General features: G+C 73.4%; 14 protein-coding genes. 10 read left to right on the top strand and 4 right to left on the bottom strand.

What is annotated here, in order from left to right:
* The 5 genes from ABZS37_RS17635 (at position 1) to ABZS37_RS17655 (ending at position 4,742) form a co-directional block, all read left to right on the top strand.
* The gene (locus tag ABZS37_RS17635) at positions 1-669 is read left to right on the top strand and encodes a response regulator transcription factor (protein WP_076467977.1); all 669 of its coding nucleotides are present in this window, start codon (positions 1-3) and stop codon (positions 667-669) included.
* Between the two features lie 187 nt (positions 670-856).
* Positions 857-1,666, top strand: a complete 810-nt coding sequence (locus ABZS37_RS17640; RefSeq protein ID WP_354994912.1) for an SAM-dependent methyltransferase — start codon at positions 857-859, stop codon at positions 1,664-1,666.
* A gap of 79 nt (positions 1,667-1,745) precedes the next feature.
* Positions 1,746-3,404, top strand: a complete 1,659-nt coding sequence (locus tag ABZS37_RS17645; RefSeq protein WP_355170141.1) for a bifunctional diguanylate cyclase/phosphodiesterase — start codon at positions 1,746-1,748, stop codon at positions 3,402-3,404.
* Positions 3,405-3,463: 59 nt separating this feature from the next.
* Complete coding sequence (locus tag ABZS37_RS17650) at positions 3,464-4,048, top strand: TetR/AcrR family transcriptional regulator (RefSeq protein WP_355170111.1); 585 nt, start codon at positions 3,464-3,466, stop codon at positions 4,046-4,048.
* Positions 4,049-4,070: 22 nt separating this feature from the next.
* Positions 4,071-4,742, top strand: a complete 672-nt coding sequence (locus tag ABZS37_RS17655) for a lysophospholipid acyltransferase family protein (protein ID WP_355170113.1) — start codon at positions 4,071-4,073, stop codon at positions 4,740-4,742.
* A 13-nt stretch (positions 4,743-4,755) separates the two neighbouring features.
* On the opposite strand, the gene ABZS37_RS17660 is transcribed toward ABZS37_RS17655, so the two are convergent.
* The 4 genes from ABZS37_RS17660 to ABZS37_RS17675 all read right to left on the bottom strand — a co-directional run bounded on the left by ABZS37_RS17660 (position 4,756) and on the right by ABZS37_RS17675 (position 9,207).
* Positions 4,756-5,880, bottom strand: coding sequence for a glycosyltransferase family 4 protein (locus ABZS37_RS17660; protein WP_355170115.1), 1,125 nt, complete (start codon positions 5,878-5,880; stop codon positions 4,756-4,758).
* Positions 5,877-7,136 carry a M48 family metalloprotease gene (locus tag ABZS37_RS17665; RefSeq protein ID WP_355170117.1) on the bottom strand — a complete coding sequence of 420 codons (1,260 nt, stop codon included), beginning with the start codon at positions 7,134-7,136 and terminating at the stop codon, positions 5,877-5,879. The genes ABZS37_RS17660 and ABZS37_RS17665 overlap by 4 nt, the downstream gene beginning before the upstream one ends.
* 173 nt (positions 7,137-7,309) lie before the next feature.
* Entirely contained in the window at positions 7,310-7,528 is a 219-nt protein-coding gene (locus ABZS37_RS17670; protein WP_355170119.1) for a hypothetical protein, read from the bottom strand.
* Positions 7,529-7,752: 224 nt separating this feature from the next.
* Positions 7,753-9,207 (bottom strand): NYN domain-containing protein, encoded by a 1,455-nt coding sequence (locus tag ABZS37_RS17675; protein WP_355170121.1) that lies wholly within the window; start codon positions 9,205-9,207, stop codon positions 7,753-7,755.
* 126 nt (positions 9,208-9,333) lie between these two features.
* On the opposite strand from ABZS37_RS17675, the gene ABZS37_RS17680 reads away from it, so the two are divergent.
* The 5 genes from ABZS37_RS17680 to ABZS37_RS17700 all read left to right on the top strand — a co-directional run bounded on the left by ABZS37_RS17680 (position 9,334) and on the right by ABZS37_RS17700 (position 14,829).
* Positions 9,334-11,088, top strand: coding sequence for a DEDD exonuclease domain-containing protein (locus tag ABZS37_RS17680; protein ID WP_354994920.1), 1,755 nt, complete (start codon positions 9,334-9,336; stop codon positions 11,086-11,088).
* A 127-nt stretch (positions 11,089-11,215) separates the two neighbouring features.
* Entirely contained in the window at positions 11,216-13,012 is a 1,797-nt protein-coding gene (locus tag ABZS37_RS17685) for an HD domain-containing protein (RefSeq protein WP_355170143.1), read from the top strand.
* Positions 13,013-13,065: 53 nt separating this feature from the next.
* Positions 13,066-13,608, top strand: a complete 543-nt coding sequence (locus tag ABZS37_RS17690; RefSeq protein WP_355170123.1) for an NUDIX domain-containing protein — start codon at positions 13,066-13,068, stop codon at positions 13,606-13,608.
* Positions 13,605-14,462 carry a sugar phosphate nucleotidyltransferase gene (locus ABZS37_RS17695; RefSeq protein WP_355170125.1) on the top strand — a complete coding sequence of 286 codons (858 nt, stop codon included), beginning with the start codon at positions 13,605-13,607 and terminating at the stop codon, positions 14,460-14,462. Before ABZS37_RS17690 ends, ABZS37_RS17695 begins: the two co-directional genes overlap by 4 nt.
* A 79-nt stretch (positions 14,463-14,541) precedes the next feature.
* Positions 14,542-14,829, top strand: coding sequence for an Lrp/AsnC ligand binding domain-containing protein (locus ABZS37_RS17700; protein WP_074313163.1), 288 nt, complete (start codon positions 14,542-14,544; stop codon positions 14,827-14,829).
* The last annotated feature ends 125 nt before the right edge of the window (positions 14,830-14,954 follow it).

Raw genomic sequence — 14,954 nt, forward strand, 5'->3', positions numbered from 1 at the left:
ATGACCACAAGTCCGACACCGGCCGCCCGCACCAAGGTCCTCCTTGTTGACGATCATGACCTGATTCGCAAGGGCCTCCGGCACGCCTTCGAGCGCGACCGTCAGTTCGAGGTCGTCGGTGAGGCCGCTACGGCGGCAGAGGGGGTACGCCAGGCTGGCGCCCTGCAGCCGGACGTCGTGATCATGGATCTGCGGCTGCCCGACGGCAGCGGCCTGGAGGCCACCCGCGCGCTGCGCAAGTCCAGCGCGTCGATGGGCATCGTGGTGCTGACCATGTACGCCGGCGACGACCAGCTCTTCGGCGCCCTGGAGGCCGGCGCGAGCGCCTTCGTGCCGAAGACCGCCCCGGCTGACGAGGTGGTGGCCGCCGCACGGCATGCCGCCTCCTCCCCCAGCGCGTTCACCGCGGCCGACCTGGCCGAGGCGATGAAGCGCCGGCTCGCGCCGTCGGGTCCGCAGTTGTCTCCCCGGGAGGGGCAGGTGCTGCGGCTGCTCGCCGACGGGATGAGCGTGGCGGGCATCGCCAAGCAGTTGTTCGTCAGCGAGTCCACGGCCAAGACGCACATCTCCAAGCTCTACGAGAAGCTCGGAGCGGCCAACCGGGCTCAGGCCCTGATGACCGCGCTCCGGCTCGGCCTGCTCGAGGCACCGGACGCCCCGAAGTTCTGATCTGCCCCCGCTCGTCGAGCGGGATGTCGCGACCGACGGTCCGCGCCAGCTTCGGCCGGCGCGGACCGTCGCGTATCGACCGACGTCGGCGGGTAACCTCCGGCGCGCTATGGTCTGGCGTGCGTGGCGGGTGCACAATACCCGCGCGGGCGACGACGCCCGCGTCGCGGACTCAAGGGGTGAACGCATGCAGCGGCCGGACTGGGCACCCGACACCATCGACATCGAGCGCCCGAGCGTCGCGCGGATGTACGACTACTACCTCGGCGGCTCGCACAACTTCGCCGCCGACCGGGCTGCGGCGCAGGCGATGGTCGCGGCGGTGCCCGAGGCGCCGCTGATGGCCCAGGCCAACCGGGCGTTTCTGCGCCGGGCCGTGCACCACCTCGCCGAGGCCGGGATCCGGCAGTTCCTGGACATCGGCTCGGGCATCCCGACCGTCGGCAACGTGCACGAGATCGCCCAACGGCGCGACCCGGAGTCGCGGGTGGTCTACGTGGACGTCGACCCGGTGGCGGTGGCGCACAGCCGCGAGATCCTCGCCGGAAACGACCGAACGGCGGTGGTGCAGGAGGATCTGCGGCACCCGGACAAGATCCTGACCCACCCGGACGTCCGCAAGCTGCTCGACCTGAGCCAGCCGGTCGCCGTGATGATCGTGGCCGTCCTGCACTTCGTCTCCGACGACGACCGACCGGCGGAGCTGCTGCGGACGCTGCGCGACGCGTTGGCCCCCGGCAGCTATTTGGTGCTGTCCCAGGCCAGCGACGACGGGCGCAGTGACGACGAACGCGCCGAGGCGGAGCGGGTCTACCGCCGGACCGACAACCCACTGTGGGTACGCGGCCGCGCCGAGCTGACCGCGCTCTTCGACGGGTTCGAGCTGATCGACCCCGGCGTGGTCTGGGTGCCGCAGTGGCGACCGGACACTCCGGAGAGCGCGGAGGACGCCGAGCGCGCGGTCTTCATGGGTGGCGTCGGGCGACTCGGTGCCTGAGTCGCCCGGGGCGACCTCCTACCCGGGCACGTTCGCGCGGGCCTGGGCGAAGGCCGTCTCCGGCACCAGCTACCTGCCGATGACCCAGGCCCAGCTCGAGACCCTGCTGGACCGGCTCACCGGGGACCTGGCTGGCGCGCTGCTCACCGAGCCGTTCGACCTGCGTGCCGGGCATCGGGTCGGTGCCGAGCTGGTCGCCGCGCACATCGCCTCCGCCGAAGGGCTGGGTCGTACCGTCGAGGTCATCCAGCTCAGGTTGGTGCGCGACCTGGGGTTGGTGGCCGAGGACGTCGAGGACCGGATGGCCCGGCTGCTGGCGGCCGTGGCGACCGGCTACGCCCGCGCGCTTCGCGACCGGACGCTCGACCAGCAGGAGTCGATCCGCCGGGCCGCCATGAGGGCCCGCACGCAGGCCGAGCGGGCGCTGCGAGCCAGCGAGGCCCGCTTCCGGCATCAGGCCACCCACGACCCGCTCACGGGTCTGCCCAACCGGACGCTGTTCACCGAGCGGCTCACCGCCGCGCTCAACGAGCCGGGCCGGGGCGCGCAGCGGGTCGGCGTGTGCTTCCTGGACCTGGACCGGTTCAAGGTCGTCAACGACACCCTGGGGCACCAGGTCGGTGACCGGCTACTGGTCACGGTGGCCGAACGGCTGTGCCAGGCCATGGGTGAGCACCTGGTGGCCCGACTCGGCGGGGACGAGTTCGTCATCCTGGTGGAAGACACCGGCGGCACCGACGACATGGTGGCGGTGGCCGAGACCGCGCTGGCCGCAGTACGGGCACCGGCGCTGGTCGACGGGCACGAGCTGCAGATCTCGGCGAGCATCGGCATCGTCGAGCGCCAGGTGGCCGGTGCCAACCCCACTGACCTGATGCGGGCGGCCGACAGCACCCTGCACTGGGCGAAGTCCGCCGGTGGGGCACGCTGGGCGCTCTACGACGCCGAGCGCAACCAACGTGAACTGGCCCGGTACGCGCTCTCCGCGGCCATCCCGGCCGCATTGGAGCGGGGCGAGTTCTACCTCGACTACCAGCCGCTGACCTCACTGCGCGACGGCAGCCTGGTGGGCGTCGAGGCGCTGGTCCGCTGGCGCCACCCGGAGCTGGGGGTCCTGCGGCCGGACAGCTTCATCGGGTTGGCCGAGGAGACCGGCCTCATCGTGCAGCTGGGCGGGTGGGTGCTGGCCGAGGCGTGCCGCGAGGCGGAGGCCTGGTCGGCCGGTGGCGCCACGGCGCCGTTCGTCAGCGTCAACCTGGCGGTACGGCAGGTCCACCGGCCCGGGCTGGTGCAGGAGGTCCGCGCCCTCCTGCGGCAGACGGGCCTGCCACCGGAGCGGCTCCAACTGGAGATCACCGAGAGCACGATGATGAGCACCGCCGAGGAGCCGGTACGCGCTCTGCGGGTGCTGGCCGACCTCGGGGTGCGGATCGCCATCGACGACTTCGGCACCGGCTACAGCAACCTGGCGTACCTGCGGGACCTGCCGGTGACCGAACTGAAGGTGGCCGGGGAGTTCGTGGCCGGGCTGCGGTCGCCTACGGTCGGGCGCACCGACGAGCGGATCCTCGCCTCGCTGGTCTCGCTGGCGCACGCCCTGGACCTGACGGTCACCGCCGAGGGGGTGGAGACCGCCGGGCAGGCCGAGCGGCTGCGGGCGATCGACTGCGACGCCGCGCAGGGCTGGCACTTCGGCCGCCCGGCGCCCGCCGACCGCATCCTGGCCCGTATCCGCTGAGCCGACGCGGTCGGCCACTGCTGGTAGACACCGTCTACGAACTCTGGTAGACACTGTCTATGAGCGCCGAGGAGACGGGCCTACGGGCACGGCTGGTGGCCGTCGGGGTGGACCTGGTGCTGCGCGAGGGTCAGTCGGCGGTGTCGCTGCGGGAGATCGCCCGCCGTGCCGGGGTCTCTCACGGCGCACCCCGCCGCTACTTCCCCACCCACGTCGACCTGCTCTCCGCCATCGCCCGCGAGGGCTTCGCCGACCTCACCGCCCGCGTCGAGGAGACGATGCGCGACGCCGGCCCGGACCCGCGTACCCGATTGGTCGCACTGGCCCGGACGTACCTGGACTTCGCGGCGGCCCACCGTGGCATGTTCGAGCTGATGTTCCGTCACGACCTCCTGGGCAGCGGCCGGCTGCGGCTGCGCGAGACGAGCCTGCCGCTGTTCACCGTCCTGGCCGACCTGGTGGCGCAGGTACGCCGGCCGACCGACGCCCCCGCACCGGTGCTCGCCGGCGCGCTCTGGGCCAACCTGCACGGCATCGCCCAACTCTGGGCCTGGGGCAGCCTGCCGCTGGCCACCGGCGCCACCGACGACGACGCCCTGCTGCGCGCCGCGCTCGACGCCCATCTCGGCCCGACACTCGCCTGAACCACCGATCCCCGGAGAACACGTGCCCCTGCTGTACGACCTCACCAAGCTCACCGTCAGCACCACCCTGCGGCTGGGCTGGCGGCCCCGCGTCGAAGGGCTGGAGCATCTGCCCCTGCACGGCGGCGCGATCCTCGCCGGCAATCACCTGTCCGTCGCCGACGAGTTGTTCCTCGTCAGCGCGACACCCCGACACGTGACGTTCTGGGCGAAGGCCGAGTACTTCACCGGCCGCGGTCCGGGCGGCTGGCTCAACCGGCGCATCGTCGCCGGCATGGGCGCCATCCGGGTCGACCGCGCCGACGGCCGGGCCGCCCTGAAGGCCCTCGACGCCGCCGTACCGGTGCTGCGCGCGGGCGGCCTGGTCGCCGTCTACCCCGAGGGCACCCGCTCCCCGGACGGGCGGCTCTACCGGGGCCGCGTCGGAATGACCCGGCTGGCCCGCGACGCCGGGGTGCCGATCATCCCGGTCGGCGTGCTCGGCACCGCCGAGGTGCTGCCGGTCGACGCGCGGCTGCCCCGCCGACACCCGGTCACCCTGCGGTTCGGCGCGCCGATCCCGGTCGCCGAACGGATCAACGGACCACGCGACATCCGGACGGTCACCGACGAGGTGATGGCGGCGATCCAAAAGCTCACAGGCCAGGAGTACGTGCCCCGCTACGCTCCGGTGCGCGCGGACCCCGTCGACTGAGCGCGGGCGGCGATCAGCCGGCGAGCAGCGCTGCCATCCGTTCCGCCTGCGCCTCCCAGCGCCACTCCCGCTCCACCCACACCCGGCCGGCAGCGCCCATCTGGCGGGCCAGGTCCCGGTCGGCCAGCAGCCGGGCCACCCGGTCGGCGAGCTGGGCGACGTCGCGGCCGCGTACGACGTAACCGGTCTCCCCCTCGCGGACCGCGTCCGGAGCGCCCCCGGAGTCACCGGCCACCACCGGCAGGCCGGTCGCGGACGCCTCCAGGTAGACGATGCCCAGCCCTTCCACGTCCAGCCCCCGGTTGCGGGTGCGGCACGGCATCGCGTAGACGTCGCCAGCCGCGTAGTGCGCCGGCAGCTCGGCCGACGGCACCGAGCCGGTGAACACCACGTCCCGTTCCACACCGGTCTGCCGGGCCAGCTTTTCCAGGGTCGCCCGGTATGGCCCGCCGCCGACGATCAGCAGCGCCGCGTCGGGCACCCGGCGGCGGATCTCCGGCAGTGCCCGGATCAGCATGTCCTGCCCCTTGCGCGGCACCAGCCGGGACACGCACACCACCACCGGCCGGTCGGTCAACCCGAGCCGGGCCCGGACCTGCTCACCGTCCACCGTCGGGTGGTAGGTGTCCACGTCGACCCCGGGCGCGAGCCGGCGCAGCTCGGTCACCCCGTCGAGCACACGGGCCAACCGGCTGCGGGTGTACTCACCGAGATAGGTGGTGACATCCACGCCCCGACCGATCCGGCGCAGCGCCGGCCGGGCGGCCGGCAACGCCGCCCACCCGACCTCGTGGCCGTGGGTCTGCGCCACCACCCGGCGTACGCCGGCCCGCCGCCGCAGGCCCGCGGCGAGCAACCCCAGCGGGGCCGCCGCGCCGAACCACACCGTGTCGCAGTCGTACGCGCGGGCCAGCCGGGCCGCCCGACGGGCGATCAGCGGGGTGGGCAGCAACACGCGCGTGCGTTCCCGGATCACCTCGAACGGCTGGTCGGCGTCGAACTTCGCGGAACCGCGCCAACTCGACGCGTACACCACCACCGAGCCGGCCGGCTGACGCACCGCGAGGTTGTGCACGAAGGACTGGATCCCGCCGGGACGGGGCGGAAAATCATTGGTGATCAGCAGCGTGCGACTCATCGGCCGGCCTCCCGGGCGTACGCGCGGGCGGCGGCCATCCGCTCCACGGTGGACGGATGCGAGGCCGAGTAGAGGTATTCCCAGCGCGGCGGGTCGGGGTCGCCGAGGTTGACCGAGCCGAGCCGGCGCTGCATCGACTCGAAGGCGACCGGGTCACGGGTGAGCGCGAGCGCGTGGGCGTCGGCGCGTGCCTCCACGCGACGCGACATCAGCGCCTGCACCGGGGCGGCGACCAACCCGGCCACCGTGACGAGGGCGAGCAGCAGGGGGAACGCGCGTGGTTGGGCAACCGAGTCGACGCCGGCCAGCCGCAGCAGCGGCCCCCACGAGCCGAGCAGGTAGAGCGCCACCACGGCGGCCGCGGCGCCCAGCGCACCGGTCAACGTGCCGACCGCCACGTCGGAGTCCTTCGCGTGCCCCAGCTCGTGCGCCACCACGGCGGTCACCTCGGCCGGGGTCGCCTCCCGCAGCAGCGTGTCGTAGACGACCACCCGCCGGGTCGGACCGAGACCGGAGACGTATGCGTTGACCGCCTTGGTGCGGCGGGAGGCATCGGCGACCAGCACGTCGCGCACCGGCACGCCGTCGCGGGCGGCCATGCTCATCAGCTCGGTGCGCAGCGGGCCCTGCTCCATCGGGGTGAACCTGTTGAACACCGGCTCCACCAGCACCGGCAGCACGAACGACAGCAGCACCACCAGCAGGGCCGCCCCGGCCGCGCCGAACGCCCACCACCAGCGCGGCGCGAACCTGATGACCGCGTAGAAGCCGACCAGCGCCACCGCGCCGATCACCGCGCTGACCGCGTACGACTTGAGCAGGTCGACCGCCCAGCCGCTCCAGCCGTTGGTGCTCAGCCCGTAGCGGGTGAGCACGCTCTGGCGCCAAGCGGCGAACGGAAGCGTCACCAGGTCGGCGACGAGCACCACGGCCAGCCCGCCGAGCACCGCCTGCGCGGCCCAGTGCCCGCCGAACGGCCGGCCCACCAGCTCGACCAGGCGGCTGCCCAGCGGGGTCAACCCGAGGGCGAGGGCGATCAGCAGCCCGACGGCGAGCGCGGCGTAACCGCCGGGACGCAGCGCGGCACGGAACTCCCGCCCCTTGGCCACCTGCTCGGCTGGCAGGTCACCCAGCGCGGCCAGTTGGTCGGCCCGAGGTGCCGGCGGTCGGTGCCACGGAATGAACAGCGCGGCGATCACCAGCAGCGCGACGGTCAACCCGGCCAGGGTCAGCAGCGCCCACCCGCGCGGGGTCACCGGGACACCGCCGTGCCCGCCGCGCGGCGGGCGTTCCCGCCACTGCCGGCGGGCGTGCCACTGCGGACGGGCCCGCCGTCGTCGCGTCGTACACCGCTCATCCCGCCGCTCCTCCCGCCGTGACCGCCCATCCTATGGCCCGCGAAAAGCCCGCTTCGGGTGCGGTGTGGCGGTCAGGCCACGCGACGTGGCACGCGCTGACGGGCGGCCCCGGGACGCGCGGGCGCGGCCAGCACCTCCACCTCGAAACCGGCCCGGGCGAGCACCTCGAGCGCCTGGACCTCGGCGGCGACCAGCCCGGCCGCCGGGGACGTCTCGTCGAACAGGGCGGCCACCAGGCAGCCGGAACAACCGTCCCCCTGGGTCGGGCACCCCTCGCAGTCGATGAGCATCACGCCTCCTGATCGGCTCGGCAGATGCCCGGCCCGCGCCTTGTCGTCGCGACCCGAGCACCGTCGGTCACATCGACGCTAACCACCGGGTACGACAGAAACCCCACCCGACCGACCGTTGGGGGCGAGATCCACTCCAGATCAGCGATATCGGGGTATCCCGACCGCCGAACACCCCGACATCGCCGACCTCGTGTCGATCACGGTCCGCGGTCGGGGTGTGGTCAGGAGCGGGCGAGCCGCCGCAGCAGCGAGTCGGCACCCAGCGGGTAGGCCCCGTGCCGGCGTACGCCGTCGGCGACCTCGCGGTCGGAGGAGACCACGACCACCGGGCGCCCCGACGGCTCGGCGCGGACCAGCCGCCGGATCAGCTCGTCGGCGGTCTCGCCCTTACGGGAGAAGAGCACCCGTACGCCGCGCGGCGCGGGCGGCAGCCCGTGCATCCGCTCGGCACCGTCGAAGACCACCGTGACCTCGTCGCCGGTCTGCGCGGCGATCCCGCCCAGCCCGGTGATCAGGCGTTTGCGCTGCTGCTCCAGGGACATCTCGCCGAAGCCCCGCTTGGTGACGTTGTAGCCGTCCACCACCAGGTGTGCCCTGGGCAGGGCGAGCAGCTGGTCGAGCCGGGCCGGGTCGTCGGTGTCGCGGGCCCGGGCGGACGGGCCGGCCGGAGCGGTGCCCGGCTGCTCGGCGAACGCGTCGGCGACGAAGTCGGCGGGGAGTTTGTCGACCGGGTCGAGCGCCAGCTCCCGGCGCAGCCCGACGGCGGCCTGGCCGATGGTCTCCAGCAGCAGCCAGAGCCGGGCGTCGTCGACCGAGCGCGACTCCTTGGCGCTGGCACGGGCCACACCGGCGGTGGCCTCCGCCTCGGCCAGCCGGGCCCGGGCACGGCGTAGCTCGGCGTCCACGTCGGCGCTGGCGCGCGCGGCCCGGCCGCGCTCGGTGGCCAACAGCTCGGTGGCCTTGCGCTCACGGGCCTGGGTCTCCCGCAGGGTACGGGCCACCTGCCGGGACTCCTCGCGGAGCTGACCCAACTCCTCACGGACGCGGGCCAGCTCGTCGCGGAGCTTCTCCGCCTCGACCCGGGCCACCGCCCGGTCGTGCTCGGCGCGGGTGGCTCGCTGCTCGGCCTCACGGACCAGCTCGGCGACGACCGCGCTGTCCGCCTCGGCGCGCACGGCGGCACCGCTGGCCTCGATCAACTCCCGCCAGCCGCGCGGCCGGGTCAGGTAGGCCAGCGCGGCGACCTCGACCGGGTCGGCGGCGGCGGGCGCGGTGCCCTCGACGACGGCAGCACCGAGGTCACCGGCGTCGGCCAGGACGCGGGCGGTGACCCGCTGCCGGAACAGCGGGTCGGCGGTGAGCTGGGCGGCGATGGCCGGCGCACCGAGGCGGGCCCGCCGGTTGGGGGCGAACTTGGCCACTCGGCGCAACGGCACCGGCACCTCGTCGGCGGGCAGGGTGGGCAGCACCGCGGCGGTCAGCGCCACGATCCGCTGCCGGACCGGCTCCGGCAGGGTCGGCTCCGGCTCGATCACGGGCCCGTCGCCCGCTGCCGTCGGGCCGAATGGGCCTGATGTCTCGCTGACTACGTTGTCGTCCGGGTTGCCCGCAGCACCATCGCGCGCGACCAGATCCTCCTGCGGGAGGTGGTCGTCGTTCGGCTCGGTGAGGGGCATGTGGCAAGTCTCCCACCGCGAACGGGCCCACCGCCCGGTGGTGAGCCGATCTCTCATCCTAGCCCCATGCACACTGGTGGGGCCGCTGTGACGGGAGTGTCGGACCGGCGCGCTAGCGTGCCGCCGATGGCACAGGCGGAGTACGTCCAGGAGTCCCTCGCTGGTCTCGACCCGGCGGTGGGCGGGGTGGACCCGGCGCTGCCGCTCTACGCGACCACCTTCGTGGTGGTCGACCTGGAGACCACCGGTGGCGCGCCGGACGGCGGCGGCATCACCGAGATCGGCGCCGTCAAGGTGCGCGGCGGCGAACAGCTCGGCGTGCTGGCCACCCTGGTCAACCCGGGGCAGCCGATCCCGCCGTTCATCACCGTGCTGACCGGGATCACCCAGGCGATGCTGGTGCCGGCGCCGCCGATCGAGCAGGTGCTGCCGAGCTTCCTGGAGTTCATCGCCGACGCGGTGCTGGTGGCGCACAACGCCCCGTACGACGTGGGCTTCCTCAAGGCCGCCTGCGCGAAACACGGCTACCCCTGGCCCAACCCCCGGGTGCTGGACACGGCGGCGCTGGCCCGCCGGGTGCTGACCCGCGACGAGGTGCCCAACCGCAAGCTGGGCACCCTGGCCGCCTACTTCCGCACCGCCGTCCAGCCCACCCACCGTGCGCTGGACGACGCGAAGGCCACCGTCGACGTGCTGCACGGGCTGATCGGCCGGCTCGGCGGGCACCAGGTGGACACGGTCGGCGACGCCATCGAGTTCGCCCGGGCGGTCACCCCGACCCAGCGCCGCAAACGGCACCTGGCCGAAGGGCTGCCCAAGGTTCCCGGGGTCTACATCTTCCGGGCCGCCGACGACCGACCGCTCTACGTGGGCACCTCCGTCGACATCGCCACCCGGGTGCGCAGCTACTTCACGGCCGGTGAGAAGCGGGCACGCATCTCCGAGATGCTGGCCGCGGCCGAGCGGGTCGAGGCGGTGGAGTGCGCGCACTCGTTGGAGGCGGAGGTCCGCGAGCTGCGGCTGATCGCCGCGCACGCCCCGCCGTACAACCGGCGGTCGAAATACCCGGAGCGGATGGTCTGGCTCAAGCTCACCGACGGTCCGTACCCTCGGCTCTCGATCGTCCGCGACCTCTCCCCCACCGACACCGCCTACCTCGGGCCATTCACCTCCCGGCGGGCCGCGGAGCTGGCCGCCGCCGGTTTCCACGACGCGGTGCCGCTGCGCCAGTGCACGCACCGGCTCTCGCTGCGCACCGTCACGCCGGCCTGCGCGCTGGCCGAGCTGGGTCGCTGCCCGGCGCCCTGCGAGCACAAGATCACCCCCCAGGAGTACGACGACAGCGCTGCCGCGCCCTTCCGCACCGCCACGGCCAGCGACCCTCAGCCGGTGGTGGACGCGCTGCTCGCCCGGATCGACGTGCTCTCCCGCGACCAGCGTTACGAGGACGCCGCGGTGGTGCGGTCCCGACTGGCCGCGGTGCTGCGGGCCACCGTGCGGATGCAGCGACTGGCCGCGCTGACCGGGATCGTCGAGCTGGCCGCGGCCCGGCCGGCCGCCCGGGGCGGCTGGGAGCTGGCGCTGGTGCGGCACGGCCGGCTGGCCGGTGCCGGGGTGTCCCCGCCGGGCGTCCACCCGCGGCCCACGCTGACCGCCATCCGGGCCACCGCCGAGACGGTGTCGGGCGGGCACGGCCCGGTGCCGGCAGCCACCGCCGAGGAGTCCGAACGGATCCTGTCCTGGTTGGAGCGACCGGAGACCCGACTCGTCGAGATGTCCTCCGGTTGGTCCTCCCCGGTGGGTGGCGCGGGGCGGTTCCGTGACCTGCTGGCGAAGGCCGAGAACGCCTCGTCCCACCAACTCTCGACCGAACGCTCATGACCAACTGACCGATCGGACTACGGCGGCTCGCTTAGGCTGTTAGAGAAGTGCAGTCCTGCCCGATTCGTGGGCCTGCTCCCCGCCGCCGGTTTCGGCGACGCGGAGCCGGGGTGAGGAGGTGTCCCTCGTGGACGTCGACGCCGGACACGGCGCCGCCCTGGGGGGCGCCCTTCCGACCCAGCCGGGTGAGCTGCCGCTCGCCCGTCGGCTGCGGTCGTTGCTGACCTGGCCGACCACCGACTCCGACCCGGTCACCCAGCTGGTTCGCACCCACCGGGGCATCCACGCCGGCACCGACCCCGCGGTGCTGCGCCGGGCGTACACCATCGCGGAGAACATGCACCGCGGGCAGTTCCGCAAGAGCGGGGAACCGTACATCACCCATCCGCTCGCGGTGGCGCAGATCTGCGCCGAGCTGGGGATGGACACCACCACCCTGGTCGCGGCATTGCTGCACGACACCGTGGAGGACACCCGCTACACCCTCCAGGCGCTCTCCGAGGACTTCGGCGGCGAGGTGGCCCACCTGGTCGACGGGGTGACCAAGTTCGACAAGGCGTTCTACGGCAAGGCCGCCGAGGCGGAGACGATCCGCAAGATGATCGTCGCGGCCGCCAAGGACGTCCGGGTGCTGATCATCAAGTTGGCCGACCGGCTGCACAACATGCGCACCCTCGGGGTGCGCTCCGCGTCGTCGCGGGAACGGATCGCCCGCAAGACCCAGGAGGTGCTGGTCCCCCTCTGCGACCGACTGGGGATCCAGACCCTCAAGCGTGAGCTGGACGACGTGGTGCTGCTGCACCTGGAGCCCGACGAGCACGCCCGGCTGGCCCGGCACGTGCACGACCGGCCGGGGTGGGACGCGTACCTCGACTCGGTGGTCACCCGGGCGCGGGTGGCGCTGAAGCGCAGCCGAGTCGACGCCGAGGTCAGCCCTCGCCCGCGGCACCTCTACTCGATCTGGAAGGACACCATCGCCGGAGAGCACACCGCCCCGTACGATCTGCCCCGCATCGTGGTGGTGGTCGACGGCCCGCCCACCGACTGTTACGCCGCGTTGGGCGCGATCCACGGCACCTGGCGACCGATGCCCGGCCGTTTCAAGGACTTCATCGCCTCACCGAAGAACAACCTCTACCGCTCGCTGCACACCAGCGTCTGCGGCCCACAGGACCGCACGGTGGAGGTGCTCATCCGCACCGAGGAGATGCACCGCTCGGCCGAGTACGGCATCGCCGCCGACTTCCGCTTCCCGCGCTCCGGCGGCATCGGCAGCGCGGCGGCCCGCGCCGAGCAGTTGGACTGGCTGCGCCGGGTGCTCGACTGGGAGCCGGACGCCGCCGACCCGGCGCAGTTCCTCGAGTCGCTGCGCTGCGACCTCGCCGAGGGCCAGATCCAGGTCTTCGCCGACGGGCGGCAGGTCATGCTGCCGGCCAACGCCACGCCCGTCGACCTCGCCTACGAGCTGGGCAACGAACGGGGCGACCACTGCCTCGCCGCCCGGATCAACGGTCGGCTGGCCCCGCTGAGCTCGGAGCTGGGCGAGGGCGACGTGGTGGAGATCTTCACCGAGAACGACGGCGACAACGGCTTCGAGGCCGGCGTGGCGCCGCGCGGCCCCCGCAAGGAGTGGCTGAGCTTCGTCAAGTCGCCGAACGCGCAGATGCAGATCAACCGGTGGTTCGCCGAGCACACCGAGCCGGGCATCACGATCAGCGACAAGGTTCGCCTCGGCCGGGCCACCATCGGGCTCACCCTGCGTCAGCACAACCGAGGCCTCGCCAGTGACCTGCCGCTGCTGCGCCTCTCCGAGGAACTGGGCTACCCCGACCTGGAAACCCTGCTGGTCGCGGTCTTCGACCGGGCGATCGAACCGGACACCGTGGTACGCCAGCTCATCGACCTGGTCGACCATCGACAGTGACCGGGCGGGCCCCAGCGCGTCCGAAGAACATTCGTGACCACTAGCCTGGAATCATGATCCCCCGCTCCCGCGCCACCGGTCGGGCCATCTTCTACCAGGCCTTCTACCGGCTGCCGCTGCCGGTGCGTCGACGCCTGGTCCGGCTGGCCGTGCCCAAGTACATCGTCGGCGCGGTCACCCTGGTCCGCGACGCCGAGGCGACGGGCGCGGGCCGGTTGCTGATGCTGCGCCAGCCGCCCGGCAAGGGCTGGTCGCTCCCCGCCGGCCTGCTGAATCGCGGTGAGGCCCCGGTGGTGGGCGCGGCCCGCGAGCTGTTCGAGGAATCCGGCGTCCGACTCCCCCCGTCCCGGCTGCGCCCGGCATTGCCGAACGCGATCGTGCACGCCAAGGGCTGGGTGGACATGGTCTTCGAGACGGAGGTGCCGGCGTCCAGCACCGAGCTGGTGGTCGACGGCGGGGAGGTCTTCGAGGCCGCGTGGCACCCGCTGGACGACCTGCCCAAGCTGACCTGGCCCACCGCCCGACTGCTCGCCTACTACGACATCGGGCCGCTGGCCGGGCAGTTCCCGCCACCGGTTCCTGACGACACGCCATGACCGGCACGGCTGGCGTGCCGGCGGAGCTGTGCGCGGTGGTGCTCGCCGCCGGCGAGGGCACCCGGCTGCGCCCGCTCACCGAACGGGTGCCCAAGGCGCTCTGCCCGGTGGGCAACGTGCCACTGCTGGACCGGGCGTTGGCCCGGCTGGCCGGGCTCGGCCTGGTCGGTCCCGCCCAGGTGGCGGTGAACGCCTGCTACCTCGGCGACCAGGTGGTCGCACACGTCGGCGACCGCGCGCACCTGTCCGTCGAGCGGGGCGACCCGCTGGGCACGGCGGGCGGGGTGGCCAACCTGCGGGACTGGATCGACGGGCGGCCGGTGCTGGTCGGCAACGCCGACGCGTACCTCGCCGACCCGGCGGCTCCCCCGGGCCCGGACGTGGCTGCTCTGCTCGACGGCTGGGACGGGCACACCGTGCGCCTGCTCGGCCAACCCGCCCCGGACCCGGCGGCACCGGGCACCTTCGCCGGGCACTGCTTCACCGGCTTCTCGCTGCTGCCCTGGCGACTGGTCCGCGACCTGCCGGTCGTCGTCTCCGACCTGGTCCGAGCCGTCTGGCGCCCGGCCGAGGCGGCAGGCGCCCTGGAGGTGGTGCCCTATGCGGGCACCTTCTACGACACCGGCACGCCGGCCGACTACCTGGCGGCCAACCTGCACGCCGCGGCCGGCGGTGTCCTCGTCGACCCGTCCGCCAGGGTGACCGGTCGCTGCGTGGAGTCGGTGGTCGGCGCGGGCGCGCGGGTGGCCGGCGACGTACGGCGCACCGTGGTCTGGCCGGGCGCGACCGTGCGCGACGGCGAGCGGCTGCGCGACGCGATCCGGGCCGGGGACGACCTGACCGCGCACGGCTGAGCCCCGGCGACTCCCGACTCCAGGCCCAGGCGGAAACATCTAGCATGGGCGACGACGCCGACGAACGGAGAAATGCCCCGTGATCACCGCGATCGTGCTGATCGACTGCGCCACCGACGCGATCCCCGAGGTGGCAGAGAACCTGGCCAACCTTCCCGGCGTCAGCGAGGTCTACTCGGTGGCCGGGCACGTCGACCTCATCGCCATCGTCCGGGTCCGCGAGTTCGACCAGATCGCCCAGGTCATCGCGGGCAGCATCTCCAAGGTGCCGGGCGTGCTCAACACCGAGTCGCACATCGCGTTCCGGGCCTACTCCCAGCACGACCTGGAGGAGGCGTTCGCGATCGGCCTGGCCAGCGCCGACTGACCTCGATGGCCGGCGCCGGACGCTTGTCGGCCGGCGTGCCCGGGCACCATGGTGGACCGGATCGTGCCGGCCAGCACCCCGGAGACGATCGAGGCGGCACGCCGGGCGCTCGGCGTGACCGACCT

Origin of the sequence: Micromonospora sp. NPDC005413, assembly GCF_040606435.1 — a bacterium.
In the GTDB taxonomy this organism is placed as follows: Bacteria; Actinomycetota; Actinomycetes; order Mycobacteriales; family Micromonosporaceae; genus Micromonospora.